Consider the following 24797-nt stretch of genomic DNA (forward strand, 5'->3'; position numbering starts at 1 on the left):
AGGAGTGAATTCGGATGCAAGCAAGACTTTTGTTGGAAGACGGAACGCTGTTCACGGGCCTCGCGTTTGGCGCTGAGGGTCAATCGGCAGGCGAAGTCGTATTCAATACGGGCATTACAGGTTACCAAGAGGTGCTGTCCGACCCATCCTACTGCGGTCAGATCGTAACGATGACGTACCCGCTCATCGGTAACTACGGCATTACACGCGACGACTTCGAGTCGGTTCGCCCTTACATCCATGGCTTCGTCGTACGCCGCCACGAGCCAGTGCCATCCAACTGGCGCGGTGAGTATTCGCTGGATCGCCTGCTGAAGGAATACGGCATCACGGGTATCAGCGACATCGATACGCGTATGCTTACTCGCAAACTGCGTAACTTCGGTACGATGAAAGGTCTTCTGACGACTGGCAACGAGCGCATCGAAGAACTGCAAGAGCGTCTGGGCGTAGCTCAATTGCTCCGCGATCAAGTAGCGCGCACGTCGACGAAACAGCTGTTCTCGGCACCAGGCAACAAAGAGCGCATCGTTCTCATCGACTTCGGAGCGAAGAGCGGTATCGTGAAAGAATTGTCCCAACGCGGTTGCGACGTTATCGTCGTACCACATAACACGACGGCAGATGAAATCCGCCGCCTGAATCCGGATGGCATTCAATTGTCCAACGGCCCTGGGGATCCGAAAGACGTTCCTTACGCAGTTGAGACGATCAAGCAGCTGATCGGCGAATTCCCGATCTTCGGTATCTGCCTTGGACACCAACTGTTCGCACTCGCTTGCGGCGCAGATACGACGCGCCTGAAGTTCGGCCACCGCGGCGGTAACCACCCGGTTAAAGAACTCGCAACGAACCGCTGCTTCATCACTTCGCAGAACCACGGGTACACGGTAATGGAAGATACGATTGCTGGTACGGATCTGGAAGTAACGCATATCAACAACAACGACAAATCGATTGAAGGTTTGAAACATAAGAAGCACCCTGTGTTCACGGTTCAATATCACCCGGAAGCGGCGCCTGGCCCGCATGACTCGAGCTACCTGTTCGATCAATTCCTTGACATGATTCGTGATCATAAGAAAAACAATCCAGCTAAGCCGCTTCAAACACGGCTGCAGGAGACGCTGAAGGGAGAACTGCAGTATGCCCAAAAATAATGAACTCAAAAAAATTCTCGTCATCGGCTCCGGCCCAATCGTCATCGGACAAGCGGCTGAGTTCGACTACGCCGGCACGCAAGCTTGCCAAGCATTGATGGAAGAAGGCTACGAGGTTGTTCTGATTAACAGCAACCCAGCCACGATCATGACCGACACGAACATGGCTTCCAAAGTTTACATCGAGCCAATTACGCTCGACTTCGTATCCCAAATCATTCGCAAAGAGAAGCCGGACGGTCTGCTCCCAACGCTGGGCGGCCAGACGGGTCTCAACATGGCGGTCGAACTGGCGCGCGCAGGCGTGCTGGAACGCGAGAACGTGAAGCTGCTCGGTACGCAGCTGACGGCAATCGAGAAAGCCGAAGACCGCGACTTGTTCCGCGAACTGATGCGCGAACTGGAGCAGCCAGTTCCAGAATCCGTTATCGTAACGACGGTACAAGAAGCAGTCGACTTCGCTAACGAAATCGGCTATCCGATCATCGTTCGTCCAGCATATACGCTGGGTGGTACGGGCGGCGGTATTTGCGCCAATGAAGAAGAACTGCTTGAGACGGTTGCATCGGGTATCCGTTACAGCCCGATCGGCCAGTGCTTGATCGAGAAATCGATCGCAGGCATGAAGGAAGTTGAATATGAGGTTATGCGTGATGCGAACGATAACTGTATCGTTGTCTGCAACATGGAAAACTTCGACCCAGTAGGCGTTCACACGGGCGACTCGATCGTCGTAGCGCCAAGCCAGACGTTGTCCGACCGCGAGTATCAAATGCTACGTTCGGCATCGCTGAAGATCATCCGTGCGCTGAACATCGAAGGCGGCTGTAACGTACAGTTCGCGCTCGACCCGCACAGCTACCAATACTATGTCATCGAAGTTAACCCGCGCGTTAGCCGCTCGTCGGCGCTTGCTTCCAAAGCAACGGGCTACCCGATCGCTAAGATGGCGGCTAAGATTGCAATCGGCTACACACTGGACGAAATCGTGAACCCAGTTACGGGACAAACATATGCATGCTTCGAGCCTACGCTCGACTACATCGTATCGAAGATCCCACGCTGGCCGTTCGACAAGTTCACGTCGGCTAACCGCAAACTCGGCACGCAAATGAAAGCGACTGGCGAAGTCATGGCAATCGGCCGTACGTTCGAAGAGTCGATTCACAAAGCGGTTCGCTCGCTCGAGATCGGCGTACACCGTCTGAACCTGAAAGAAGCTTCGTCGCTTGACGACGAGACGCTCACAGCTCGCTTGGTCAAGCCAGACGACGAGCGCATGTTCCTGATCGCGGAAGCATTCCGCCGCGGCTGGGCACTGCTCGACATTCAAGATCTGACGAAGGTTGACTGGTGGTTCCTTGACAAAATCGAGAGCATCATCGCATTCGAAGACCGCATTCGCAAGGAAGCAACGCTGACGCGTGAAACGCTGTATGAAGCGAAGCGCAAAGGCTTCTCCGACCGTTCGATCGCTGAGCTCCGCCGCGAAGGCGCTGCGAAGTCGCATACGCACGAAGACGAGATCCGCGCACTTCGTATGGAGCAAGGACTGAAACCTGTATACAAAATGGTAGATACGTGCGCAGCTGAGTTCGAAGCAACGACGCCGTACTACTACTCGACATATGAAGTAGAGAACGAAGTAACGGAATCGAGCAAACAGAAGGTACTCGTACTTGGTTCCGGACCGATCCGTATCGGTCAAGGTATCGAGTTCGACTACTCGACGGTACACGCTGTATGGGCAATCCAGAAAGCGGGCTACGAAGCGGTTATCATCAACAACAATCCAGAGACCGTATCGACGGACTTCTCGACATCGGATCGCCTGTACTTCGAGCCACTCTTCTTCGAAGACGTAATGAACGTTATCGAACAAGAGAAGCCAATCGGCGTAATCGTACAGTTCGGCGGCCAGACGGCAATCAACCTGGCAGCTCCACTTGCCAAAGCCGGCGTACGCATTCTCGGTTCGAGCCTCGAGAGCATCGATGCAGCAGAAGACCGCAAGAAGTTCGAAGCTATGCTTAACAAGCTCGACATCGCGCAGCCGAAGGGCAGCACGGTAACGAATGTTGACGAAGCAGTCGCTGTCGCACAAAGCCTCGGTTATCCGGTGCTCGTACGTCCATCGTACGTGCTCGGCGGCCGCGCAATGGAAATCGTATACTCCGATTCGGAGCTGCTCGTATACATGAAAGAAGCAGTGAAGATCAACCCAGAGCATCCGGTCCTTATCGACCGTTACATGCTGGGTAAAGAAGCCGAAGTCGACGCTATCTGCGACGGCGAGACAGTTCTTATCCCGGGTATCATGGAGCATGTCGAGCGCGCAGGCGTTCACTCCGGTGACTCGATTGCCGTGTATCCGCCGCAATCGCTGTCCGATGAGATCAAGCAATCGATCATCGACATTACGATTAAGATTGCGAAGGAACTGCAAGTAATCGGTCTGGTTAACATCCAGTTCGTTATCCATGAAGAGAAAGTGTACGTCATCGAGGTTAACCCTCGTTCGTCCCGTACGGTTCCATTCCTCTCCAAAGTAACGAATCTGCCGATGGCAAACCTGGCAACGCAAGCGATTCTCGGCACGAAGCTGAGCTCGTTCGGTTACACGGACGGCCTGTGGCCAGAAGACGAGTATGTATCGGTCAAAGTACCGGTGTTCTCGTTCGCGAAGCTCCGCCGGGTCGACCCTACGCTGACGCCAGAGATGAAATCGACAGGCGAAGTTATGGGCCGCGACGTACAGTACGAGAAAGCACTGTACAAAGGTCTGATCGGTGCAGGCATGAAAATCCCTACGACGGGCGCAATCGTCGTAACGGTTGCAGATAAAGATAAACAAGACGCAGTTGAGCTGATGGAAGGTTTCGCAGCGCTCGGCTACAAGCTGATCGCAACAGGCGGTACGGCTACGGCACTCGAAGATGCAGGTCTGCGCGTAACGCGTGTGAACAAACTCTCCGAAGGCACGCCGAACATCCTCGACCTGATCCGTACGGGTCAAGCGAACTTCGTCGTCAACACGCTGACGAAGGGCAAAACGCCTGAGCGTGACGGATTCCGCATCCGCCGTGAAGCGGTAGAGAACGGCGCTGTCTGCTTGACGTCGCTCGATACGGTTCGCGCATTGCTCCGCATGCTCGAGACGCTTAACTTCTCGTCCCGTTCGATGCCAGTATTCAAATAAGACAGACGGTAAGCGGCCAACGACTGCTGTCCTTGATGATCCGAACAGGAGCTTCAGGACGGCGGCGGGTGGCCGCCTTCCATGTCTGGCTTAACAAAATCAATACGGTAAAGACCGAAAGGGGATATCGCGATGGGTTTGACGTATGAGCAAGCGGCAGGACGCATTATGGTTGCGCTTGATTATCCGGAAGCGGCGGGAGCAGAGAAGCTGCTCCGCGAATTGGAAGGCGTTCCTTGCTATATGAAGGTTGGCATGCAGCTCTATTATTCGGCTGGTCCGGCGTTCGTTACAGCGCTTAAAGAGCGTGGCTACAGCGTATTCCTTGACCTGAAGATGCATGATATTCCGAATACGGTTAAGGGCGGCGCTAACAGCATTACGAAGCTTGGCGTGGATGTGTTCAACGTGCATGCAGCTGGCGGCCGTGCGATGATGGAGGCTGCGCTCGAAGGTGTCGACGCTGCACTGACAGCGGGAGCGAAGCGTCCTTCTGTAATTGCAGTTACGCAGCTGACGAGTACCAGCCAAGCGGTATTGAACGACGAGATCGGCATTGCAGGTCCTGTCGATAAAGCCGTACTTCGCTATGCGCGCCTTGCGCTTGAAGCTGGTTTGAACGGTGTGGTTGCTTCTCCGCAAGAGGTTGTTGCGATCAAAGCAGCTTGCGGCAGCGCGTTCCAGACGATTACGCCAGGTATCCGTCCAGCCGGTGCGGACATCGGTGATCAATCGCGCATCATGACGCCGGCGCAAGCTATTGCAGCAGGCACGGATTATATGGTGATTGGCCGTCCAATTACAGCAGCGCCTAGCCCTCGCGAAGCGCTTGAATCGATTATTAAGGAGCTGATGGAAGTATGACAACTGTATCTGTAGAACAACTTCCGCGTGAAATTGCGAAGAGTCTGCTTGAGATTGAAGCGGTGGCACTTCGTCCGAACGAGCCATTCACATGGACATCCGGTTTGAAATCCCCGATCTACTGCGACAACCGTCTGACGATGACTTATCCTGCGATTCGCGATCTTATTGCTGAAGGGTTTGCAGCTGTTATCCGTGAGCGCTACCCGAATGCTGAAGTTATCGCAGGAACAGCAACAGCCGGTATTCCGCACGCTGCATGGGTTGCACAGAAGCTTGGTCTGCCAATGGCTTACATTCGCGATAAAGCGAAAGGCCACGGCAAACAGAACCAAATCGAAGGCCGCATCGAAGCTGGACAAAATGTTGTCGTCATCGAGGACCTGATCTCGACAGGCGGCAGCTCGCTCAAAGCGGCAATCGCTGTCCAAGAGGCTGGTGCAAACGTAAACGCAGTGCTGGCGATTTTCTCCTATCAGTTCGCAGCGGCATCGGATGCGTTCGCGAATGCAGGCATTCCGCTTGAGACGTTGTCGAACTACTCGGCGCTCATCGAAGTGGCTGCCGAGATCGGCAAAGTGCAGTCGTCGGATATCGAAACGCTCAAATCGTGGCGAGAGAACCCTCAAGCTTTTGGACAATAATTGAGTTGGAAGATCATTAATGGTATAAACAAAAAGCCGCTAAACTACGCGCTTTATGCGCAATTAGTTTAGTGGCTTTTATAATTTTCTAAGCATTTTTGCTCATTTTCGGCATTTATGCTTTTTCTTCTAATTATCCGAAATTGTTTCTCCGATATGATCAATAGCAGCCATGTGAATACGTGCTCTGACAACTAGAAGATGGGTTAAGAAGAGGGGAAGATGTGTTATGAAATTAGGTTTTCGAACGAAAGTTATTGGTTTAATTTCGATTCCATTCTTACTGTATATCGGGACGTCCATTTACTACCCGTTATACGTCAATTCAACGGTAGATAAGTTGAAACAGCAGCTCTACATCACGTCTTACTCAGCCAATAACCAAATCATGAACGCCGACCGCGATGTCTATCAAGCGTTATCCGCTTTTACATTTATCGATCTTGGCAATCCGAAAGGACCAGAACGCGACAATGCGATGAAGGATGTCAAAGAGAATATTCAACAGGCCAATGATCGTATGGCTTCTGCCCGCCAGTTGATGGAGAAAGCAGGCCTTATGAACATTACAGCACAAGGTCAGGATCGACCTGTATCGGCATTGTTCAAAGATTTTGATTCCGGATTTAACGCTTGGGCATCGGCGGTTATTCAAACGCTCGAGAGCGGCAAGCATGGCGATGCTGAGCTGTATGCATTATTCCAAACAGGCAGAAGCGGCATCGATGCGCTGGGTGACATTCTGGATCAATATGCGCTTGAAGCGCTTGAGAAGATTGATAACGATAATAAGGCTTCGCAGAAATCAGCGATTATTGCAGCAGCAATCATAGTCATTGTCATCGTACTGCTCATGTACTTCGTCATGCGTCTGCTTAGCAGATCCGTGCGCAGTGCAGCCTCCAAGACGTCCCGTATTATGCAGGGCGACTTGACGGTTGAATCAGAAGCTCGTTACAGCTCGGACGAGTTGGGTACGATCTTGAAGAGTACGGATGCGATGATTGGCAACCTGAAATCGATGATCGGCGGCATTATCGACAACGCTAACAAGGTAGCGGAATCCTCTGTATCCCTACATACCGCATCTCGTGAGACGGCAGCTTCTGCTAATCATATCGCGGAACATATCCAGGAAGTAACGAGCGGCACGGAAGTGCAAGCTAGAGGTGCCGAAGAAACAGCCCGTGCCATTGAAGAGATGGCAATCGGGATTGCCCGCATCGCTGATAATACTTCGGAGATGGCATCGCAGTCGACCGACACTTCGTCACATGCTGCAGAGGGACGGGAGTCTCTTGATCATATGATCGGGCAGATGAATGAGATGAAAGCGATTATGACAAGTCTAGCGAGTTCGATTCAGACGTTGGAGAATCACTCGGGCACGATCGGTAAGATTGCGGATGAAATTACGGCGTTTGCTTCACAGACGAACATTTTGTCGCTGAACGCTTCGATCGAAGCTGCACGTGCAGGGGAGCATGGCAAAGGCTTTGCGGTTGTTGCCGGCGAAATTCGGAAATTGGCGGAGCAGTCATTCCAATCCGCGGACAGCATCCGGGATCTTGTAACGGCTACGATGACGGATATATCGAGTGCATCCAGCTCCATGAACCAGACACTCGTTGAGGTAGATAAGAGCAGCAGCACGATCGAGGCGCTCGATGATCAATTCATGCGGATCGCGGATGCGATTCAGCGGATGTCCGATCAACTGCAGGAGAACTCGGCGATTTCGGAGCAAATGTCGGCTAGCGCGGAACAGGTGAGCGCATCGATGGAGATGTCCTCGCAGGCAGCGGCTGATAATTTGGGCAAAATCCAATCGGTTGCAGCGGCAACCGAAGAACAGTTGGCGCTTATGGGCAGCATGTCGGAATCGGCGGCGCAGCTCAAAGAAATCGTGAGCGATTTGTCTAACGCCGTCTCGCACTTTAAAGTTCGATAAACACGAAGAGAACGTATGCACAATAAGCCATCCCGGGCACCGAAACACTCTTTGAGGGGTTGTTTTGGCCCGGGATTTTTTTGATTTTCGAAAATATGAGCGATTTTTAATTGTTTTAGGAAAATTATCGTAATTGGGCGTAACTTTTCTTCCAATGCTTCCGTCTATAGGATAAATGAGAAAAATGAAAAGGATAGGCGGAGGTGACAACCCCTCTATGGGTTTATTGACCACATGGAAAACAAAATCGAAAACCAAAAAAGCTCAGCGTAACTCTACTTCATCCGGGGCATCCGATGGCGATTTTGCGCAGCATGAAATCGCCGTTTCCGCTGACAGCCTTGTGAAGCAGGATGCAGCAAGCGAACTCGCCGCCATTCCGAAGAACAACCGAATCGTGTCGAGTGAACCAGTCATGACCGTCAGCGGCGTTGAACGTACGTTCAGCGTAGGCGGTCAGCCGCTCCATGTCCTGAAGGGCATTACGATGCAGGTGCTTCCTAGTCAGCTTGTGATGCTTAGAGGCCGCTCTGGCTCTGGCAAAACAACGCTGCTGAATATGCTGGGGGGATTAGACCAGCCGAGCAAAGGCGAGATCTGGTTTGATGGCAAGCCGTTCCATAAGCTTGGCGACAATGACAGGACGAAGGTCAGACGGATGGAAATCGGTTTTATTTTCCAAGCCTATGCGCTGATGCCGCTTCTGTCTGCTTGGGAGAACGTAGAACTGTCGCTTCGTATGGCTGGTGTGCCGAAGAGAGAGTGGAAGGAACGCGTAGCCCATTGCCTGCGGCTTGTAGGCTTGGAGAAGCGGATGCATCACCGTCCGTTCGAGCTATCTGGCGGCGAACAACAGAGGGTAGCGATCGCGAAGGCGATTGCGCATCGTCCCAAGCTGCTGCTGGCGGATGAACCGACAGCCGAGCTGGATTCGCAGATGGCTGCGCAAATCATGGCAGTTTTCCAAACAATTATCGCAACAGAACAAGTGACTATATGCATGACAACGCATGATCCTACAATTTTGGAGGTTGCCGACCATGTTTACGAGATGGTGGATGGGAAGTTTATTTAAGCGGAGTGCAGCTGTGGTGCTCAGCTTATCATTATTAACGGCCGGAGGCTGCGGCTTGCTGCCGAAGGAGCAGGAGGAGGAGAAGCTTCCCGAGATTGCGCCTCCTACGATATCGAAGAAGCCGGAATACGATGTGACGACAGCTACGCTCGAGACGAAGGTATCGTCCGTTGGCAAGGTTATTTCGATGCAGGAGGAGACGTTGTTCTTCACGCTCGATGGCAAACGGCTGAAAGAGCTCTATGTTAAGAACGGTCAGGATGTAAAGGCCGGCGATCCGATCGGCGAGCTGGACGTGGACGATTTGCGCAAACAGCTGCGAACGAAAAATCTTGATTTCCGTCGTAAAGAAACAAGTATGAAGGAAACGTTGAAGAAGAAGGACGAAATGGATCCTGTTGATTTCGAGAGTGCAGTTATCGATTTCGAGGAAAGCCGTCAGGAGCTGACCGATCTGCAAGAAGAGATTGATAAGTCGGTGTTGACATCTCCTTTCTCGGGCACGATCGTTGCGCTTAACGTGCAGAAGGGCGACGAGATCAAAACCTATCAGCCGATCTGTATCGTTGCGGATACGTCCCAATTGACAGCTGCAGCGAAGCTGACGAAGGATCAGCTGGCGAAAGTGTCGCTGGGTATGGAGGTCGTTGCCGACATTAACGGCATCGGTCAAGTGAAAGGCGTCGTTAAGCAGCTTCCGCTCCCGACGTCGACGGATAATAACAACGGTCAGAACGGCGGCGGTCAGCAGAAGCCGGAGCGTCCGGAGGACTATTTGCTCGTTAAGCTCTCGAAGATGCCAGAAGGGCTTCTAAGGGGAACGCCGCTCTCGCTCAACATTATCGTGAATCGCAAGGAGAATGCGGTTGTTATACCGCTGTCCGCATTGCGCAGCGTTGGCGCCCGCCAATATGTGCAGGTTATCGAGGCGGATGGTACGAAACGCGAGGTTGACGTCGAGGTCGGCCAACAAACTTCTACCGAAGCGGAAATCCTGAAAGGATTGACACCGGGACAGAAAGTCGTAGGTCGATAAGCTATGGGGATCCCGTTGTTTCGATTTCTGTATCGCAAAATGTGGAACACCCGCTGGCTGACGTTCAGCACGTTCGCCGGGCTGGTACTTGCAGTTGCGTTCACGACTAGTATTCCGATGTACGCCGATGGAGCGCTGAAGCGCGTTGTCGCGCAGTCGCTGCAGGAGAAAAGCGCTGGTCTGCCAGCAGGCTCATTGCTCATTCGTAATCAGGCGGCAGCCGGGTCGCAGACTGATCTTACAGCGCTTAAGGACGTAGACCAATATATACACACGGATGTACCGAAGCAAGTCGGTTTCCCGATATCAACAGATGTACGCACTTATTCCATTCGTAGTTCTGAGATTGTACCGGTTGATATTACGAAGGTGGATCCTAGCCGTGTGCGCCAGATGTCGCTCATGACGATGTCTGGTCTGGAAGATAAGGTCGATCTGTCGCAAGGCCGTTGGTTCGTTGATTCAGCAAGCAGCAGCGGTGACGGCGTTATCGAGGCAGTCATGCTGGAAGAGGCGATGTTCCGCAACGATATTCATATCGATGATGAATTCGAATATCCCGTATATGGCGGACTTGATCTGACGCTGAAAGTAAAGATCGTTGGCGCGTTCAAGCCGAAGTTGGATACCGATCCCTATTGGTATCAAGGCATCGAAGGACTGATGGGCGGTCTGCTTATTGGCGACAAAACGATGGTAGATGGTCTGATGGGTCAGCAGCATATCCCGATGCATACGGCGAACTGGTATTATGCTTTTGATTTAAGAGAGATTACAACGAGCCAGCTGTCACCGCTTAGCCGGACGCTGGAGCGCATGAATATCGACTTGTATCAGCATATGAAAGATACGAAAGTCGAGATTTCATTCGCGTCGACGCTCTCGGAATTCCGTAAGCAGAGCATCCAGCTGCAGACGCTGCTGTTCACGCTGGCGGCGCCAATGATTGCGATGGTGTTCTTCTTCATCGCGATGAATGCGCGGCAATCGCTCGACAAGCAGCGCTCCGATATCGCTGTATTGCGAAGCCGCGGTGCACGGACGAAGCAAATCATTCTGATCTACCTGATAGAAGGTTTGCTGCTAGGTGTCTTGGCTCTTGCAATTGGACCGCTTCTAGGCTGGTTCATGGCGAAGAGTATCGGATCCGCGAACGGCTTCCTTACATTCGTCGATCGCAAATCGATTCCGGTCGGTTTCACGATGGATGCGATTATCGCTGGAGTTGCGGCAGTTGTGCTAGCCATTCTTGCGACTGTCATTCCAGCTATCAGCTATGCGCGCATGTCGATCGTCGTCTACAAGCAGCAGATGGCGCGTTCCGATCGCAGGCCGGTATGGCAGCGCTGGTTCTTGGATGTTGCGCTGCTTGGCGTTGCCGGATACGGATGGTATTTGTTCAATGAGCGGCAAATGATTTCATTCAAGACCGGCATGACAACGGACCAGTTGAACGTACAGCCATTCCTGTTCTTCGTGCCTGCCATTGCAATATTCGCATTGGGACTATTCTTCCTGCGCATATTCCCATGGTTGCTGAAGCTATTCAACTGGCTGGGACGCAAGCTGCTTCCGGTGCCGCTTTATCTGACATTGGTTCAGCTGTCACGTTCGTCGAAAGGCTATTATCCGTTAATGACTTTGCTCATTCTGACGCTTGGTCTTGGCGTGTACAACGCATCTGCAGCGCGTACCATTGACCTGAACTCGACAGAACGGACGCAGTACAAATACGGTACGGACGTTATTATGCAGACGGTTTGGGAAGGCACGGCTGAAGTCAGCATTTCGGACAATAGCAATAACGGCGGCGGCGGTCAAGGTGGCGGCCAAGGTGAAGGTTCGGGCGGCGGCGGTAACGGTGGTGGCGGTGGTCAAGGTGGCGGAGGCCAATCGGGCGGAGGCAACGCACCGACACGGATCAACTACTCTGAACCGCCATTCCAGCTATTCAAGGAGATGGATGGCGTTGAAGCCGCAGCGCGTGTTCTGCAGACCAAAGGCAGCGTAAGGGTTGCTGACCGTTCGATAGGTCAAGGAACGCTGATGGGTATCGATAACGTCGATTTCTCGAAAGTCGCATGGTTTGGCAATGATCTATTCCCGGTCCATCCGTACTATTATTTGAGGAATCTAGGTTTGTTCGAGCAAGCGGCAATTATACCATCGTCGGTTGCTGACAAATATCAGCTTAAGCTTGGCGATACGATTTCCGTTGGTTTAACGGACGGCGTCATCGAGTTTGCGGTCGCAGGTATCGTGCCTTATTGGCCGACGCAGTATCCAGATAAGTCGCCTTTCATTATTGCAAACCTGGATTACATCTACGATCAAGTGCCGATTATTCCTTATGATGTATGGCTGAAGATGAAGCCGGGCGCTCTGGTTGGTCCGGTCATGACAGAGCTGCAGAAGCAGGGCGTAGAGCTTGCATCAGTAACCGATGCGAGAACGGAGCTGCTGACGCAATCGAAGCATCCGACGCGCGGCGGCGTATTCGGTATTCTGAGCCTTGGTTTCCTCGTATCGATTATCGTGTCGTTGACGGGCTACGTATTGTATTGGTTCTTCAACTTGTCTGGTCGCGTCGTTCAGTTCGGCGTGCTTCGAGCTATGGGGCTGTCGAGAAGACAGCTGACCGGTATGCTGCTGCTGGAGCAGTTGTTCACGGCAGGCTTATCGATAGGGCTCGGTATCTTAATTGGCAAAATTGCGAGCTTGCTGTTCCTGCCATTCCTGCAGACGACGGACAACGTCGAGAATTCGGTTCCGCCGTTCCGCGTTGTATTCGATTCGCAGGATACGAACCAGCTGTACTTGGTTGTTTCAGTCATGATGGTGCTTGGCGCTATGCTGCTGCTGCTTCATATCCGCAGGCTGCGCGTTCATCAGGCAGTCAAGATGGGAGAGGAGCGGTAGACGATGATAGATTGCGAAGGTTTAGTCAAAATTTACAAAACAGATGATCTCGAGGTTGTCGCCCTCCAAGGTTTGAACCTGCGGGTTGAAGATGGCGAGATGATGGCCATCATCGGCAACAGCGGCAGCGGTAAGTCAACGCTTCTGAACATTCTCGGCGGACTGGACCGGCCATCGGCCGGTTCCGTCAGAGTCGGGCCATGGGATCTGCTCAAGATTACGGAAGAGCAGATCGTTGAATACAAGCGTGATACCGTCGGATTCATCTGGCAGAACAACGCGCGCAACCTGCTGCCGTACTTGTCGGCACTCGAGAATGTCGAGATGCCGATGATGCTTGCCGGCCGCACGGATCGCGCTTATGCGAAGCAGCTGCTGGAATGGGTTGGCTTGAAGGAGCGCATGTACAATAAGCTCCATCAGTTGTCGGGCGGTGAGCAGCAGCGCGTTGCGCTTGCAATCGCGCTGTCCAACCGACCGAAGATGCTGCTCGCGGATGAACCGACAGGATCGGTCGACACGCGTACGAGCGATATGATCATGGATATTTTTCGCCGAATGAATCGTGAACTTGGGGTTACGATCGTTATCGTTACGCATGACTTGTCGCTTGCAAGCAAGGTTGACCGTGTTGTCGCAATCCGTGACGGCATGACGAGTACTGAGTTCATTAAGCGAAATCATCATCTGGATGAAGAGATCGCGGCAGGGGCCAGCGGGCTGAAGCAGGTTCACGAGGAATACGTGGTCATTGACCGCGTCGGCCGGATGCAAATTCCGAAGGAATATTTGTCCGCGCTGAACATTAAGGATAAGGCATCGATCGAGTTTGATGGCGAACGCATCGTCATCACGCCGCCTAGAACATTGGAGGGGTAGATAACATGGAGAAGAGAGTTTGGATGAAACGTGCTGCAGCGACGACGGTCGCTCTGACAATGCTTGTGCCGTTGATGGCGGCATGCAGCAAGGGAGAGAAAGATAGTTCAACGGAGAAGCGGGTGCTGCGTATCGGCACGCTGTATGGCGGCAAGGACAATGAACCTTGGTTCCGCCAACAATATACGGATACGTTCGAATTCACGCATCCGAATATCGAGCTTGAGATCGTTGGCGCGATCAACAATGATGATTCGCGATTCCAGACGTACGATCCGAACAACCAGCAGAAGCAGCCTGACGTTTATGAAGAATTGAAGAAGATGTTGACCGGTCAGAATCCAGTAGACGTTGTAGTGGTTGACTATACGCAGCTGAAACGTTTGGTCCAAGACAATCTGCTTCAACAGCTGGATCCATTGATCGCACAAGATAAATTCGATTTGACGGACTATGTACCAACCGTATTGGATGGCATCAAGCAAGTGGGAGACAACAACCTGTACGCACTGACACCGACGTTCAGCGCTTCCGCATTGTTCTATAATAAGAAGTTGTTCCAAGACGCAGGCGTCAGCGTTCCGACGGACGGCATGTTCTGGCCAGACATCGTGGACTTGGCACGTCGCGTCTCCAAGGGCGAGGGCAAGGACCGCAAATACGGTCTCTCGTTCAACCGCTGGCCGGGCAGCAACGGCATCTATGACGTTCAGAATTATGCAAGCACGCTGCAGCTCAAGACGTGGGACGACAAAGGCGAGAAGATGCTCGTGAATACGCAGGGCTGGGCAGACGCGCTGACGGTCGTTGCAGGCCTATATAAAGATGATATTATTCCGGACTCCGATGACGTTCAGAAGATGAATGAAAACAAAGAGGGCGGCGATGCCGGCATCTACAATCCAGTAGATAACGACTGGTTCCTGAGCGGCCGTGTTGCAATGACAATCTCCGACTTCAGCTATGTGAATGAGCTGACGCTGGCGAAAGACAATGCATCGAAGATCAAAAACTTTACTCCAGTCGATTGGGACGTAGTCACCGTTCCTCAGCATCAACAGGCAGCAGGCATCGGCGGCAACATCTATTACAGCCAGTTGATGAGCATTAATGCTAAAGCGCAGAACCCGGATGACGCTTGGGAGTTCATCAAGTTCACGAACAGCCCTGAGCTCGCGAAGCTGAAGTCGAGAAGCCAATACGAGCTATCGTCCCGCAAATCGTTCATTAAGGCGTCTGAAAGTGCTACGCCGTTCAACATTGCAGCGTTCTATTCGCTGAAGCCAATCCCGCCTTCAGCGACGGATATGGATAAACTGTACCGCGAGAAGCCAGGCATCTGGGAAGCGACCAACGCCGGCAATGATGCATTCAACGACGTCGTCAAAGGCAACAAGACGGCGAAGGAGGCGCTTGCAGATTGGGAGACGAAAGGTAACGCCGTTCTCGAGAAGCTCAAGGCGAACCCGAACGGCGGCGATGGCGGCGGTACTATTGATGTGAAGCCGCTCGCAGAAGCTTCTGGTGAAGCAACGTCGACGGATTCGGCTGAAGCGACAGAGTCGACTGAAGCAACATCAACGGATGCTGCTGTTGCACGATAAGGAAAACCCGCAATCGCTAACCCGCAATCGCAAATACGATTGCGGGTTATTTTTTTGGGTACATTAAGAACAACTTCTTAGTCACACAGAATGTGGAGGCGATACACATGAAATGGATTTATTGGGGCCGGCTCTACGAGACGAAATTCCAAGCTGGCTGCCTGGTACGGCGTATGGAGAACGATTGGTGGATTTATGGATATGACAGCCCATCGGAGGTTGAAGTGTTCCGATCGCGCAAAGGCAGGTACGGCGTGCGGTATTTACCATGATTAATCGCAAATATTTCAAAAAACTGTTGACTTAGAGCGGCAAAATATAGTATATTAATTTTTGTCTTCGTTTGAGAAATTAGTCGCTGATAGCTTTACAGCAGCAGCGATGGTGGATGTTATCAGGGCCTTTAGCTCAGTTGGTTAGAGCGGTCGGCTCATAACCGATTGGTCACAGGTTCGAGTCCTGTAGGGCCCACCAGAGTTTCATCATATTGTGCCGGGGTGGCGGAATTGGCAGACGCACAGGACTTAAAATCCTGCGATGGGTGACCATCGTACGGGTTCGACCCCCGTCCTCGGCATACCAGAAAAAACCTTGAGAAATCAAGGTTTTTTCTTTTTTTTGCGAACCTGTATATTCATGAGCCCAGAGTGTTGAATCTAGGTACATAGGATTTATAGAAGTTCATAAAAAGCTGATAATACCTCCTTTGCAGGATCTGACAAGTTCAGATGCATGTTAAGAGGGTTTCCTGATGCAACACATTCTTATGACCATCTTGAAAATTCCATTTATGAGCACATGGGACAAGTCAACTGGTGACCACTGGCCTTTCAGGAAGGTCCGAGTACCAGGAAGACGAGATTACTATGTGTCTCGTGTCTTTGAAGTAGGTTAATGTTGACTCGTAATAAGTGTCTAACTTCTGGTAACGGTTAGTTTGCCGCAGTTATTGAAGGCATTCCAAATCGCCATCTCGAAATAGTTAGCGGATTCTTCCACTCTCGTGACAAGTTCGTTTCTGACACAACGATTGTTCTGAGAGAGGTTTTAGCCGTAGCAGTTCTTTATGTTTGTTGAAGTGAAAAGTCCAATGAAAATCTTTATATTTCCTTTTATAAATCGCAATTGTAAATTATTAAATTTTTATGGAATAAGTTGGTTGTTTGTGATATAATATACCTTGATTAGCTGGCCGGCTGACCACTACTATATGGGAGGGAATTTAATTGTTATTTAATAAAATTGGTAGGAAGCTAGTTCTTGTTTTAGTAATTGTTTTTGCTATTTTCGGAACTTCTACTAGTGCGTTTGCTTATGAACAACCTTTTTATATTAATATAACGCTTCCTGAGACAAACAATTCAACACCTGTTATTTGTAACCATTGTGATGGCACTATGTTAGTTACATTTAATATGTCCACCTCTAGACCCGTAATGTTATATGCGGGTTATGATTATAGAGTTTGGAGTATCGACCAACAGAAATTTCTTTATACTTCAGGATGGTATCAACTAAGTGATGATAACCCTGAACATACTATAGTAATTAGAGATTTACCTGTTAATGAACGATTGCAAATTATTTTAGGGGTAACTGGTTATGATGGAAACCAAATCCATTATATTCAGCAGGCAAGTGGTTCTTTTATTTCAACACCGTAAAAGCCACTAAGAAAAGTAGAGCTTGTTAACGTATAAGAAGTGCCATATGAGAAGAAAGTTTCTCTATGGCGCTTCTTTTTCTTTTTAGATAAATTCTTATAAACCGCTTTAAACCCCGAGTATTGGACACTGCACCTATTTTTTTATTACTTGTATAGAATGCTTGAATTTCTTCGGTTTTTGCCAATAGTTCAGATATTACAAACAAACCTCCACAACCGCTCGGCGGCTGTGGAGGTTTCTCATTCACTCTACAATCTATTCTTTCGTTTCTTCCACGATCAAATCGAGCAGCGAGCTTGGCAACGAGAACTGTTGATTGCTTATCGTAATCCGCTTGATGAGCTCATTCTCATCGGCGGCGTTGGCTTCCTTGATCTCGGAAATTTCACGGTGCAGCCGCTCCATTTGCTTGTCAAGCGCGTTCGCAGAGTCCGCAGCAGCCTTCAATTCTTGCAGCAGATGCTGAGGGACGGCTTCGTTGTATTTGTAGAAAATTTTGTGTTCCAGGCTCGCCCAGAAATCCATCGCGATCGTACGAATTTGTATCTCGACACATACACTCTCCATCCCGTCAGACATGTAAACAGGGACCTCGACGAGCAGGTGCAGACTCTGATAGCCATTCGCTTTTGGATGTTTGATGTAGTCCTTCGTTTCAATAATGCGCAGGTCATGCTGGCGGCGCAGCATGTCGCTGATCTGATAGATATCCGATATGAATGAGCACGTAATGCGTAATCCGGCGATATCTTTAATGTTGCGCTTCATGCTCTCGAGCGATAGCTCGCAGCCTTTGCGGAACAGCTTGTTCATCATGCTTTCCGGCGATTTCAACCGAGACTTCGTATGTTCAATCGGGTTGTAATCGTGCAAAAGATGAAACTCTTCTTTCAAGATTTCGATCTTCGTCTCCATCTCGTCCAAGGCGAACTTGTACACCATTAGGAAACGGGTAATTTTATTTTTAAAAAGTTTAAGCTGCTCAATCTGATCATGCGAATTCATGGAATCGCTCCTCTCTCTCCCTAAGAGCATATTACACTTGGATATGGGAAATCAAATCATCTTCGAATTCATTGTCACTGTGCGTTCATGTCCGATATACTTAGAGGAATAGCAAGTGATGAGGTGGGACGAATCGATGGTTATGATCATGCAGCAAGATTGGAAAGACAAGCTGAAGAATGAGCTGACACAGCCCTATTATGAGCAGCTTATGACGATGTTGGACGAGCAGTATGAAGGGGAGTCCATATACCCGGCGAGAGAGCAACTGTTTCAAGCTTTGGAGTATACGCCGTTCGAGCAGACGCGAGTCGTTATTCTCGGGCAAGATCCTTATCATGGACCCGGCCAAGCGAATGGACTCAGCTTCTCGGTGCCAATAGGGATTCCGATTCCGCCTTCGCTGCGGAACATATATAAGGAGCTTCAAGCCGACGTTGGCTGTGAAGTGCCGGATCATGGCTCGCTGGACGCATGGGCGAAGCAAGGTGTATTGCTGCTCAACAGCGTGTTATCGGTGCGGGATGGTAAGCCGAATTCGCACAAAGGGCTGGGGTGGGAGCGGTTCACTGACGCTGTCATTGCTGCGCTTAATGAACGTGAGACGCCGGTTGTATTCATTCTGTGGGGCAGCTATGCGCAGCAGAAAGCCGCTTTCATTAATACGTACAAACATGGCGTCATCGCATCCGTTCATCCCAGTCCGTTAGCCGCACATCGCGGTTTCTTCGGCAGCAAGCCGTTCTCGAAGACGAACGAGATGCTTACAAGCTGGGGGCAGCCACCAATCGATTGGCGTATTCCATCCTCTACGGAACTGAACTAGTATTAATTTGAAAAAAGAGCGCATCGTCTGCGTCTCCCTCGATAAGGGGGATGCAGCACGATGCGCTCTTTTGTGTTATTACCTAACTGTTCGGTTAAGCTCCGGCAGCAGCTTTGACTGGAGGCTCTGAGCTTACAGCAGTGTCTGGCGAATCAACGATACTCGTCGATCCGTTCGATCCACTGCCGCTATTACTGACTGCGCTCGCAATGACGATTTCCGGCGTATAAGAGGAGGATACATAAGTAACGGCCTTCAGATCCGTGATGACCTGCGCATACATACGGTCAGGATCAGGCTGGACGATCTCGACATTGATGAGCGCTTTGCTGCCTTCGAATTTGATCGATGCAATGCGAAGGCCGTAGCCAGGGTGAGGAACAGTTGCGGTTACGGTAACTTCGTTGACCGATTTGTTAACTGGAGTAACGGACAGCTGCGTGTTATACACATCCGTTAAACCGTCGCCGCCGCTATTATCCGTGTCGTGAGCTTTCGCGAACTCGATGCCGTCATACAGCCAACCGGCAGCCTCGCTGCGGATAATCTTCTGCTTCGGATAGAAGTTTTGCTTATCATCGAGTTTTACGATTTGGGAGATGATCAGCTTTTGCACACTATCCATGTAGGTGGTGTTAATGGCATCGCCGTCGTTAATGAGTATGAACAGCTCGATGAAGGCGATGTCGCGGTCGTGGATGATCGACTGGAATAGGTAATGCGCGAACTGTTCACGTGTCAATGCCGCCGCTGGATTTACGTCCTTCGGGACATCAAGACCAACTGCATGCGCAATAACAAAGGACTCGGCGTACCAAGCATTGTTAGGAATTCGTGTGTAGTAGTCACTCGCTTCGGGCTTCTTAATGTACACATTCGTATCTTTCAGTTCAAAACCTTTCACCAGCAGGCTGATGCCCTCCGCGTACGTTAGCTTGTCGTTCGGTCGGAATTTGCCTCCGCTTCCGGACAGGATGCCCTGCTTCTGCAGGCTGGTGATTTTGTCTGCGTTGACGTCGCTCTGCGTATCGGAGAATGCGAAGACGGATTGTCCGATGAGGAATAGGAGACTTGTCATTAAAGCGATCAGAAGGGGGAGTTTCAAGGTCTTCTTCATGGGTATGGCTCCTTTCGATGATCGTATTTGACATTAGTAACGTTGAGTATGTAGGAAATGTTGCACAAGTTATTTAGATGATTGTCCCCGTGTCATGTAATAATCGCAACCCAGACAAAGCGGCGAGGCACTTCTGTCTGGATCGCGTGCTTCAATCAAGGACGAATCGTCACTCGTGTGCCGATCGGAACGAGCGTGGACAGCTCGATAACGTCCTGATTGTACATCCGAATGCAGCCGTGCGACACCATATGACCGACGGAAGATGGATCGTTCGTTCCGTGGATGCCATAATGCGGCTTCGACAAGCCCATCCAGAAGGCGCCGAAGGGGCCGCCTGGGTTCGGCTGCTTGTTGACGATCCGGTACTCTCCAGTAGGCGTCAACGTCAGCATTTTGCCAATGCCAACAGGAAAAGCGCGTGTCACAACATCTCCATCAAGCAAATAGAGTCTACGATCGGACAGATCGACGATGATCCGATAATTAGGCATATAAAATCCCTCCGCCATATCCTATGCGAAATGGGGAGGGAGCGAGCGGATCTATTTTAGTAATTGAAGTAATGGCTGACTTGTAAAACATGACCTTTATGTCTTTATTAACTGTGTAGGAACCGTCTAGGCTTTCGTAGAACTCCAACGAGCCAGTGGTAACACGGCATCGAGGCTTTTACTAGGATGATGCCTTGCTAATCGCCCTTATTTTCCTGAAAAACCAAAGATAATACCAGTAGGAGATTAACAATGTAATCAATATCGTGATAAAACTCCAGTACCACGACCATCTGATGTAAGTAATTATATCCGTATTTTTCTCAAGCAGAACCTCCACAATCGTCATAGCTGCCGGGAAAGACAACGTATACACCGTTTTGATGAACCAACTCTTATGGGTCGGAAAGTATACATTGAATATTGCGCTTATGGATGGGAACACGAAGAATTCGAACGTAAAGCTAGCTTTATAAACATTGTTAAGAAAACCAATCGGATATTCGATTAGTTTGCCTTCAGCGACCAGCGTGCCGAATAACCAGCAAGGTATTTGCATGAACATGAAACTCAGCTGGGCGTTTATGAAGTTGTCACGCTTGATAAATACAAGCAGAAGAATTGCTGTAAGAATCCATACGGACCAAAGTATTATTTTATCCATGATTCAGATTATTGGCATGTATGAAGAAACTTAATCAGGGGAAGGGGGCTCAAGAATAAAGTTCCGTATTTCACCAAATGGCTACTAGCATACATCTCCCGACAGGACGCACGATAAGTCGAGAAGTTGTCTCTATTTAGATACCTAAACGGAGGTGTGCGATGATGCAGAGGTTCAAAATGATTGTCTCTTCTGATGGCAAGATCGTTACAATTTTCTGAAATCATCGGTGGCTAATGATCAACAAAGTGTACACAGGAGAGTCTTGGGATTTCTCCCAGGACTCTTAATGTCAACTATTTGACAAACCTTGCATAATCAGATTCAGAAGGAATGGCATCGATAATTGTGGTCAAGACAACTGACAGCTGTTGAAGAATATCACGGCATCTCCAGTTATCAGGAAGCAACTGCGGCGGAAGCATGGGATCGATGAGATAAAGTTCATTGATGGCTTCTCCCAATGTAAGGAATAGGACAAACATCTCTAAGGCATACACCTCTAAAGATACGGATGAACGATTGTCCAAAGTATCTTGCAAGAGCGGTTCAAAATGCTCCTCGTACCAATGCAGTTTTTGCTCGTAGACTCTCGTAACCTCTTTTAGTGACCAAATTTCCTCTGCCTCTTGAGAGGTGATTTCTCCGTGATCCAACTTCCCAGTAAATACAGTTACATTTTGCCCGGCATTATGCTTGTGAAATAATTCTGACAGCTCTTCCTCGTATGGCCATGGCGAAACATACACTCCGCTATACAACAGCCCTAGTCCAGTTTGGAGCAAATCGGCGCGTAATTGATCTCGGCGTTTGCGTTCCGATTCCGGGAAAGAAATAAGAACCAGATGCCAGGTTCCCTCCCAATAAGTGGAATAAAGCGTTGGTTTACGATTGATGGAGCGAATATACGTCCGTCCAGATTCCGTAATGCTGTAGGTGGAACGAGTAGGGCTATCGACATACTGCTCTTTCTTCAGCTTAGATAGTCCATTACGTATATAAGGAGCAGAGTACCCTCGCTTCTCATAGATCCGGATGAGATCTTGAGATTGCAATTGATCTGTTTTGGACAATAAGAAAAGCATTTGTTTCTCCACGGATAGCATTTTTCTTTTCTTCACCTCGTATTGACAAATTCTCATAAACGAATATAACATAAAAAGCGTCGACAACACAAATCAATGTTACAAAGTGGCGCTGCTTCGTAAACACAAATCGAAGGAGATTTGATTTCAGTATGAAAAAAACGACCTTGAAGGCTGGCAAAATCGCATTGAGTCTCGGGCTTATGTTGACCTTGTCCATACCGCAAGTTTATGCAACTGAAGATGTTACCAACGCTGTGTCAACTATTCACAAAGATGTCGCTAGCAATGTAGCAAGCTATCTCCAGTGGAATACGGAATTTGACCTGACGGTGAACGGCAAGAAGATCGGAACGAAAGGCGAGATGGTGAATACGCGAATGCTTATCCCTCTACGTGCTGTATTCGAAGCAGCTGGAGCGGTTGTGAAGTGGCATAGCGATATGCAGTCGTGGTCAGCTAAAGGTGAAGGATTCACAGCCACGCAGAAGCTCGGGGAATCTAAAGTTAACGTTAATGGGGTTGTATATGAGCTGGATCATGAGGCTGTCCTCGATCACGGCAATATGATGGTATCTTCCAGAATTATTGAGGCTGCCTTAGGCCTGGAGCTGCGCTGGGATTCGGCAAACCGCATGTTGTTGGCTTCAAAGGTAACTTCAACATCGGGCTTTAAGGCTTGGTCAGATGCATTCACGGCCTACAATAACATCCCTGACAAATATTCGCATGGCTACGGGCAAAATATTAGCTTGCCTGTCAGTTGGAAAGACGCGCCAGAAGGGACTAAATCAATTGCTGTGGTGATGTATGATATTCACCCGATTGCTGACAACTTTATTCATTGGAGCGTTCTTAATATACCGGTATCAGACGGGGGAATCGCAGAAGGTGCATCAGGCAAATTCTCGGATGGTGCAGTAGAGTTAAACGAGTATTACGGTGCCGAACCTCCTCGTTATTCGGGTGATCATCTCTATCGTCTGGCCGTATACGCTCTTGACACCGATAAGCTCGACCTGCCAGCTACAGCACCTGTATTCTTCGAACAGTTAGAACCGCTGCTTATGGCGCATTCGCTGGGCTATTCCAAACAGGACGGATTCGTTCATCAGAATTAGTATTGTGTACGGGTAGCAAGGACATGAACAATTATATTCTTATTTATTGGGCAGGCTGATTCTAAGAGACGGCTTAGTTAGTAAGTAAAAAGATGAAGCTGTCGATAGGATCGGCAGCTTCATCTATTAATACTAATCTCTTAAGCCCGTTTCAACTGTTTATTGGTAAGGAATAGGGGAGGAGAGCGCACAAAAAAACTCCCTGACGAAAGTCGGGAGTGAAATTGCAATTTGGTGATCTGTAGTGGGCTCGAACCACTGACCCCTACCCTGTCAAGATAGTGCTCTCCCAGCTGAGCTAACAGATCATAATGGGTATTTAATTAACGGTTTAAAGATATGGTGATCTGTAGTGGGCTCGAACCACTGACCCCTACCCTGTCAAGATAGTGCTCTCCCAGCTGAGCTAACAGATCACGTGACTTATTGAAGCGACATGGAATAATATATCACGCTGCCGATACGTTTGTCTACTCTTTTCTTAACAAATTGAGCCGAAATAATACATAACGACATGAATCGTTTAAGTCATAAAAAAGTTAAAGCCGCCCAATGAGCGGCTTTAACCATATACGAAAACATCAACCTGCATTAAGACTGCTCATGCGGAATATCGCATTTGTTGCGGATGAACCGGATTTGATTCTCAAGCCGATTCACTTCTTGCTGTTGATCATCGGACAGTGGGTGCTGCGCTTGCAGATGCTGCAGCTCGCTTATGAGCTCAGGCAGATCTGCGGATGCGCTTGAGCAGTCGTAATTCGATTCCAGGTTGTGAGTCAAGACGGAAGGCACTCCTTTCGAGTCGTTAATGGAAGTTGGTTGGAACAGCCATTAGTATGACTCGAAGTGATGACGCTATTCGCACCAAGCGCCATATTGTCGTTCTATAGACATACCTCATATGCATAACTTTATAGAAAGCGCATAGGAGGCGGAAGTGTCGATGGCGGAGGAATACGCCCATTTGATCGTCTGGTTAATCGGTTTGTTTGGGATTGTTGGCGTAGTCATTGCGAATGTTGCACGGTTTGTGATCAAAGATTCATTAGCTTATGATGAGACATTCGTCTGGCGAAGAAAGCTTCCCAAAGACAATAGACGAGATTGAGGAAGCTCTTAACAGGATATACTAGCGAACATCACGAGCGACATCAATTGGAGGAATGACGTTGAGATTTATTCAATCGGCATGGATCGGCGCAGCCCTTGGAATTGCGGCTGCGCTGCTTTTGTGTGTAATGGGAACTAGAGCTGCACACCAGTATGGATGGTTTGAGGCTCGCCAAGCAAGTGCGACACAGCATGTACAGACTGTGAGAGAAGATGTATATGGCAGTCGAGTCCGTAAGGATGTATATGGTGAGCCTAAGATTGAGCATGGCGGCATTAACGCACCGTCCAATAGAGTGGACAAGCTGTACTCGCCAACGCTTACGGACGAAGAGTCGGGTTGGGATCGGAAGATGCCAAGCGTCGCTGAATGA

The 24797-nt window shown here is 49.7% G+C and carries 22 protein-coding genes and 4 tRNA genes; 18 read left to right on the top strand and 8 right to left on the bottom strand.

What is annotated here, in order from left to right:
* The first annotated feature begins 14 nt into the window (after positions 1-14).
* The 14 genes from H8B09_RS04705 to H8B09_RS04770 all read left to right on the top strand — a co-directional run bounded on the left by H8B09_RS04705 (position 15) and on the right by H8B09_RS04770 (position 16995).
* On the top strand, positions 15-1160 hold the full coding sequence (locus H8B09_RS04705) for a carbamoyl phosphate synthase small subunit (protein WP_191202278.1): 1146 nt from the start codon (positions 15-17) through the stop codon (positions 1158-1160).
* A complete protein-coding gene (carB, locus tag H8B09_RS04710; RefSeq protein ID WP_191202279.1) occupies positions 1147-4359 on the top strand; it encodes a carbamoyl-phosphate synthase large subunit in 3213 nt (1070 codons plus the stop codon). Before H8B09_RS04705 ends, carB begins: the two co-directional genes overlap by 14 nt.
* A 132-nt stretch (positions 4360-4491) precedes the next feature.
* Complete coding sequence (pyrF, locus tag H8B09_RS04715; protein ID WP_191202280.1) at positions 4492-5223, top strand: orotidine-5'-phosphate decarboxylase; 732 nt, start codon at positions 4492-4494, stop codon at positions 5221-5223.
* Entirely contained in the window at positions 5220-5867 is a 648-nt protein-coding gene (pyrE, locus tag H8B09_RS04720) for an orotate phosphoribosyltransferase (protein ID WP_191202281.1), read from the top strand. The genes pyrF and pyrE overlap by 4 nt, the downstream gene beginning before the upstream one ends.
* Positions 5868-6096: 229 nt before the next feature.
* Positions 6097-7818 carry a methyl-accepting chemotaxis protein gene (locus H8B09_RS04725; protein ID WP_191202282.1) on the top strand — a complete coding sequence of 574 codons (1722 nt, stop codon included), beginning with the start codon at positions 6097-6099 and terminating at the stop codon, positions 7816-7818.
* 217 nt (positions 7819-8035) lie between these two features.
* The gene (locus tag H8B09_RS04730; RefSeq protein ID WP_191202283.1) at positions 8036-8893 is read left to right on the top strand and encodes an ABC transporter ATP-binding protein; all 858 of its coding nucleotides are present in this window, start codon (positions 8036-8038) and stop codon (positions 8891-8893) included.
* Positions 8859-9929 carry an efflux RND transporter periplasmic adaptor subunit gene (locus tag H8B09_RS04735; protein WP_191202284.1) on the top strand — a complete coding sequence of 357 codons (1071 nt, stop codon included), beginning with the start codon at positions 8859-8861 and terminating at the stop codon, positions 9927-9929. Before H8B09_RS04730 ends, H8B09_RS04735 begins: the two co-directional genes overlap by 35 nt.
* Positions 9930-9932: 3 nt before the next feature.
* Entirely contained in the window at positions 9933-12848 is a 2916-nt protein-coding gene (locus H8B09_RS04740; RefSeq protein ID WP_191202285.1) for an ABC transporter permease, read from the top strand.
* A gap of 3 nt (positions 12849-12851) precedes the next feature.
* On the top strand, positions 12852-13727 hold the full coding sequence (locus tag H8B09_RS04745; protein WP_191202286.1) for an ATP-binding cassette domain-containing protein: 876 nt from the start codon (positions 12852-12854) through the stop codon (positions 13725-13727).
* A gap of 5 nt (positions 13728-13732) precedes the next feature.
* Positions 13733-15331: an ABC transporter substrate-binding protein gene (locus H8B09_RS04750; protein ID WP_191202287.1), complete on the top strand. Its 1599-nt coding sequence runs from the start codon at positions 13733-13735 to the stop codon at positions 15329-15331.
* Between the two features lie 107 nt (positions 15332-15438).
* The gene (locus H8B09_RS04755; RefSeq protein ID WP_191202288.1) at positions 15439-15603 is read left to right on the top strand and encodes a hypothetical protein; all 165 of its coding nucleotides are present in this window, start codon (positions 15439-15441) and stop codon (positions 15601-15603) included.
* A 125-nt stretch (positions 15604-15728) separates the two neighbouring features.
* Positions 15729-15805, top strand: a tRNA-Ile gene (locus H8B09_RS04760).
* A 17-nt stretch (positions 15806-15822) separates the two neighbouring features.
* Positions 15823-15908: transfer RNA gene (locus H8B09_RS04765), tRNA-Leu, on the top strand.
* A gap of 649 nt (positions 15909-16557) precedes the next feature.
* On the top strand, positions 16558-16995 hold the full coding sequence (locus H8B09_RS04770; protein WP_191202289.1) for a hypothetical protein: 438 nt from the start codon (positions 16558-16560) through the stop codon (positions 16993-16995).
* Between the two features lie 258 nt (positions 16996-17253).
* Here the strand turns inward: H8B09_RS04770 and H8B09_RS04775 are convergent, their stop codons facing one another.
* Entirely contained in the window at positions 17254-18003 is a 750-nt protein-coding gene (locus H8B09_RS04775; protein ID WP_191202290.1) for a GTP pyrophosphokinase, read from the bottom strand.
* A 145-nt stretch (positions 18004-18148) separates the two neighbouring features.
* Between H8B09_RS04775 and H8B09_RS04780 the strand changes: the two genes are divergently transcribed.
* On the top strand, positions 18149-18829 hold the full coding sequence (locus H8B09_RS04780; RefSeq protein WP_191202809.1) for a uracil-DNA glycosylase: 681 nt from the start codon (positions 18149-18151) through the stop codon (positions 18827-18829).
* Between the two features lie 94 nt (positions 18830-18923).
* Here the strand turns inward: H8B09_RS04780 and H8B09_RS04785 are convergent, their stop codons facing one another.
* The 4 genes from H8B09_RS04785 to H8B09_RS04800 all read right to left on the bottom strand — a co-directional run bounded on the left by H8B09_RS04785 (position 18924) and on the right by H8B09_RS04800 (position 22210).
* Complete coding sequence (locus H8B09_RS04785; protein ID WP_191202291.1) at positions 18924-19946, bottom strand: S-layer homology domain-containing protein; 1023 nt, start codon at positions 19944-19946, stop codon at positions 18924-18926.
* A 155-nt stretch (positions 19947-20101) separates the two neighbouring features.
* Positions 20102-20440 (bottom strand): L,D-transpeptidase, encoded by a 339-nt coding sequence (locus H8B09_RS04790; RefSeq protein WP_191202292.1) that lies wholly within the window; start codon positions 20438-20440, stop codon positions 20102-20104.
* 181 nt (positions 20441-20621) lie between these two features.
* Positions 20622-21104: a CBO0543 family protein gene (locus H8B09_RS31175; RefSeq protein WP_397376041.1), complete on the bottom strand. Its 483-nt coding sequence runs from the start codon at positions 21102-21104 to the stop codon at positions 20622-20624.
* 296 nt (positions 21105-21400) lie between these two features.
* The gene (locus tag H8B09_RS04800) at positions 21401-22210 is read right to left on the bottom strand and encodes a PaaX family transcriptional regulator C-terminal domain-containing protein (protein ID WP_191202810.1); all 810 of its coding nucleotides are present in this window, start codon (positions 22208-22210) and stop codon (positions 21401-21403) included.
* Positions 22211-22341: 131 nt separating this feature from the next.
* Between H8B09_RS04800 and H8B09_RS04805 the strand changes: the two genes are divergently transcribed.
* Positions 22342-23310, top strand: a complete 969-nt coding sequence (locus H8B09_RS04805) for a YbhB/YbcL family Raf kinase inhibitor-like protein (protein ID WP_191202294.1) — start codon at positions 22342-22344, stop codon at positions 23308-23310.
* A gap of 232 nt (positions 23311-23542) precedes the next feature.
* Here H8B09_RS04805 and H8B09_RS04810 read toward each other — a convergent pair.
* The 3 genes from H8B09_RS04810 to H8B09_RS04820 form a co-directional block, all read right to left on the bottom strand.
* Positions 23543-23618, bottom strand: a tRNA-Val gene (locus H8B09_RS04810).
* A gap of 32 nt (positions 23619-23650) precedes the next feature.
* Positions 23651-23726: transfer RNA gene (locus tag H8B09_RS04815), tRNA-Val, on the bottom strand.
* A 175-nt stretch (positions 23727-23901) separates the two neighbouring features.
* Positions 23902-24093 carry a DUF2524 domain-containing protein gene (locus H8B09_RS04820; protein WP_191202295.1) on the bottom strand — a complete coding sequence of 64 codons (192 nt, stop codon included), beginning with the start codon at positions 24091-24093 and terminating at the stop codon, positions 23902-23904.
* A 163-nt stretch (positions 24094-24256) separates the two neighbouring features.
* Here H8B09_RS04820 and H8B09_RS04825 point away from each other — a divergent pair, with 163 nt between their 5' ends.
* Positions 24257-24421, top strand: coding sequence for a hypothetical protein (locus H8B09_RS04825; protein ID WP_191202296.1), 165 nt, complete (start codon positions 24257-24259; stop codon positions 24419-24421).
* A gap of 61 nt (positions 24422-24482) precedes the next feature.
* A complete protein-coding gene (locus H8B09_RS04830) occupies positions 24483-24797 on the top strand; it encodes a hypothetical protein (protein ID WP_191202297.1) in 315 nt (104 codons plus the stop codon).

This window comes from Paenibacillus terricola (genome assembly GCF_014779765.1).
GTDB classification, from domain to species: domain Bacteria; phylum Bacillota; class Bacilli; order Paenibacillales; family Paenibacillaceae; genus Paenibacillus_T; species Paenibacillus_T terricola.

Excerpts from the sequence above, each read along its gene's own strand:
- H8B09_RS04705 (WP_191202278.1), top strand. The coding sequence starts at position 15 with ATGCAAGCAAGACTTTTGTTGGAAGACGGAACGCTGTTCACGGGCCTC.
- carB (WP_191202279.1), top strand. The coding sequence starts at position 1,147 with ATGCCCAAAAATAATGAACTCAAAAAAATTCTCGTCATCGGCTCCGGC.
- pyrF (WP_191202280.1), top strand. The coding sequence starts at position 4,492 with ATGGGTTTGACGTATGAGCAAGCGGCAGGACGCATTATGGTTGCGCTT.
- pyrE (WP_191202281.1), top strand. The coding sequence starts at position 5,220 with ATGACAACTGTATCTGTAGAACAACTTCCGCGTGAAATTGCGAAGAGT.
- H8B09_RS04725 (WP_191202282.1), top strand. The coding sequence starts at position 6,097 with ATGAAATTAGGTTTTCGAACGAAAGTTATTGGTTTAATTTCGATTCCA.
- H8B09_RS04730 (WP_191202283.1), top strand. The coding sequence starts at position 8,036 with ATGGGTTTATTGACCACATGGAAAACAAAATCGAAAACCAAAAAAGCT.
- H8B09_RS04735 (WP_191202284.1), top strand. The coding sequence starts at position 8,859 with ATGTTTACGAGATGGTGGATGGGAAGTTTATTTAAGCGGAGTGCAGCT.
- H8B09_RS04740 (WP_191202285.1), top strand. The coding sequence starts at position 9,933 with ATGGGGATCCCGTTGTTTCGATTTCTGTATCGCAAAATGTGGAACACC.
- H8B09_RS04745 (WP_191202286.1), top strand. The coding sequence starts at position 12,852 with ATGATAGATTGCGAAGGTTTAGTCAAAATTTACAAAACAGATGATCTC.
- H8B09_RS04750 (WP_191202287.1), top strand. The coding sequence starts at position 13,733 with ATGGAGAAGAGAGTTTGGATGAAACGTGCTGCAGCGACGACGGTCGCT.
- H8B09_RS04755 (WP_191202288.1), top strand. The coding sequence starts at position 15,439 with ATGAAATGGATTTATTGGGGCCGGCTCTACGAGACGAAATTCCAAGCT.
- H8B09_RS04775 (WP_191202290.1), bottom strand. The coding sequence starts at position 18,003 with ATGAATTCGCATGATCAGATTGAGCAGCTTAAACTTTTTAAAAATAAA.
- H8B09_RS04785 (WP_191202291.1), bottom strand. The coding sequence starts at position 19,946 with ATGAAGAAGACCTTGAAACTCCCCCTTCTGATCGCTTTAATGACAAGT.
- H8B09_RS04790 (WP_191202292.1), bottom strand. The coding sequence starts at position 20,440 with ATGCCTAATTATCGGATCATCGTCGATCTGTCCGATCGTAGACTCTAT.
- H8B09_RS31175 (WP_397376041.1), bottom strand. The coding sequence starts at position 21,104 with ATGGATAAAATAATACTTTGGTCCGTATGGATTCTTACAGCAATTCTT.
- H8B09_RS04800 (WP_191202810.1), bottom strand. The coding sequence starts at position 22,210 with ATGCTATCCGTGGAGAAACAAATGCTTTTCTTATTGTCCAAAACAGAT.
- H8B09_RS04805 (WP_191202294.1), top strand. The coding sequence starts at position 22,342 with ATGAAAAAAACGACCTTGAAGGCTGGCAAAATCGCATTGAGTCTCGGG.
- H8B09_RS04825 (WP_191202296.1), top strand. The coding sequence starts at position 24,257 with ATGGCGGAGGAATACGCCCATTTGATCGTCTGGTTAATCGGTTTGTTT.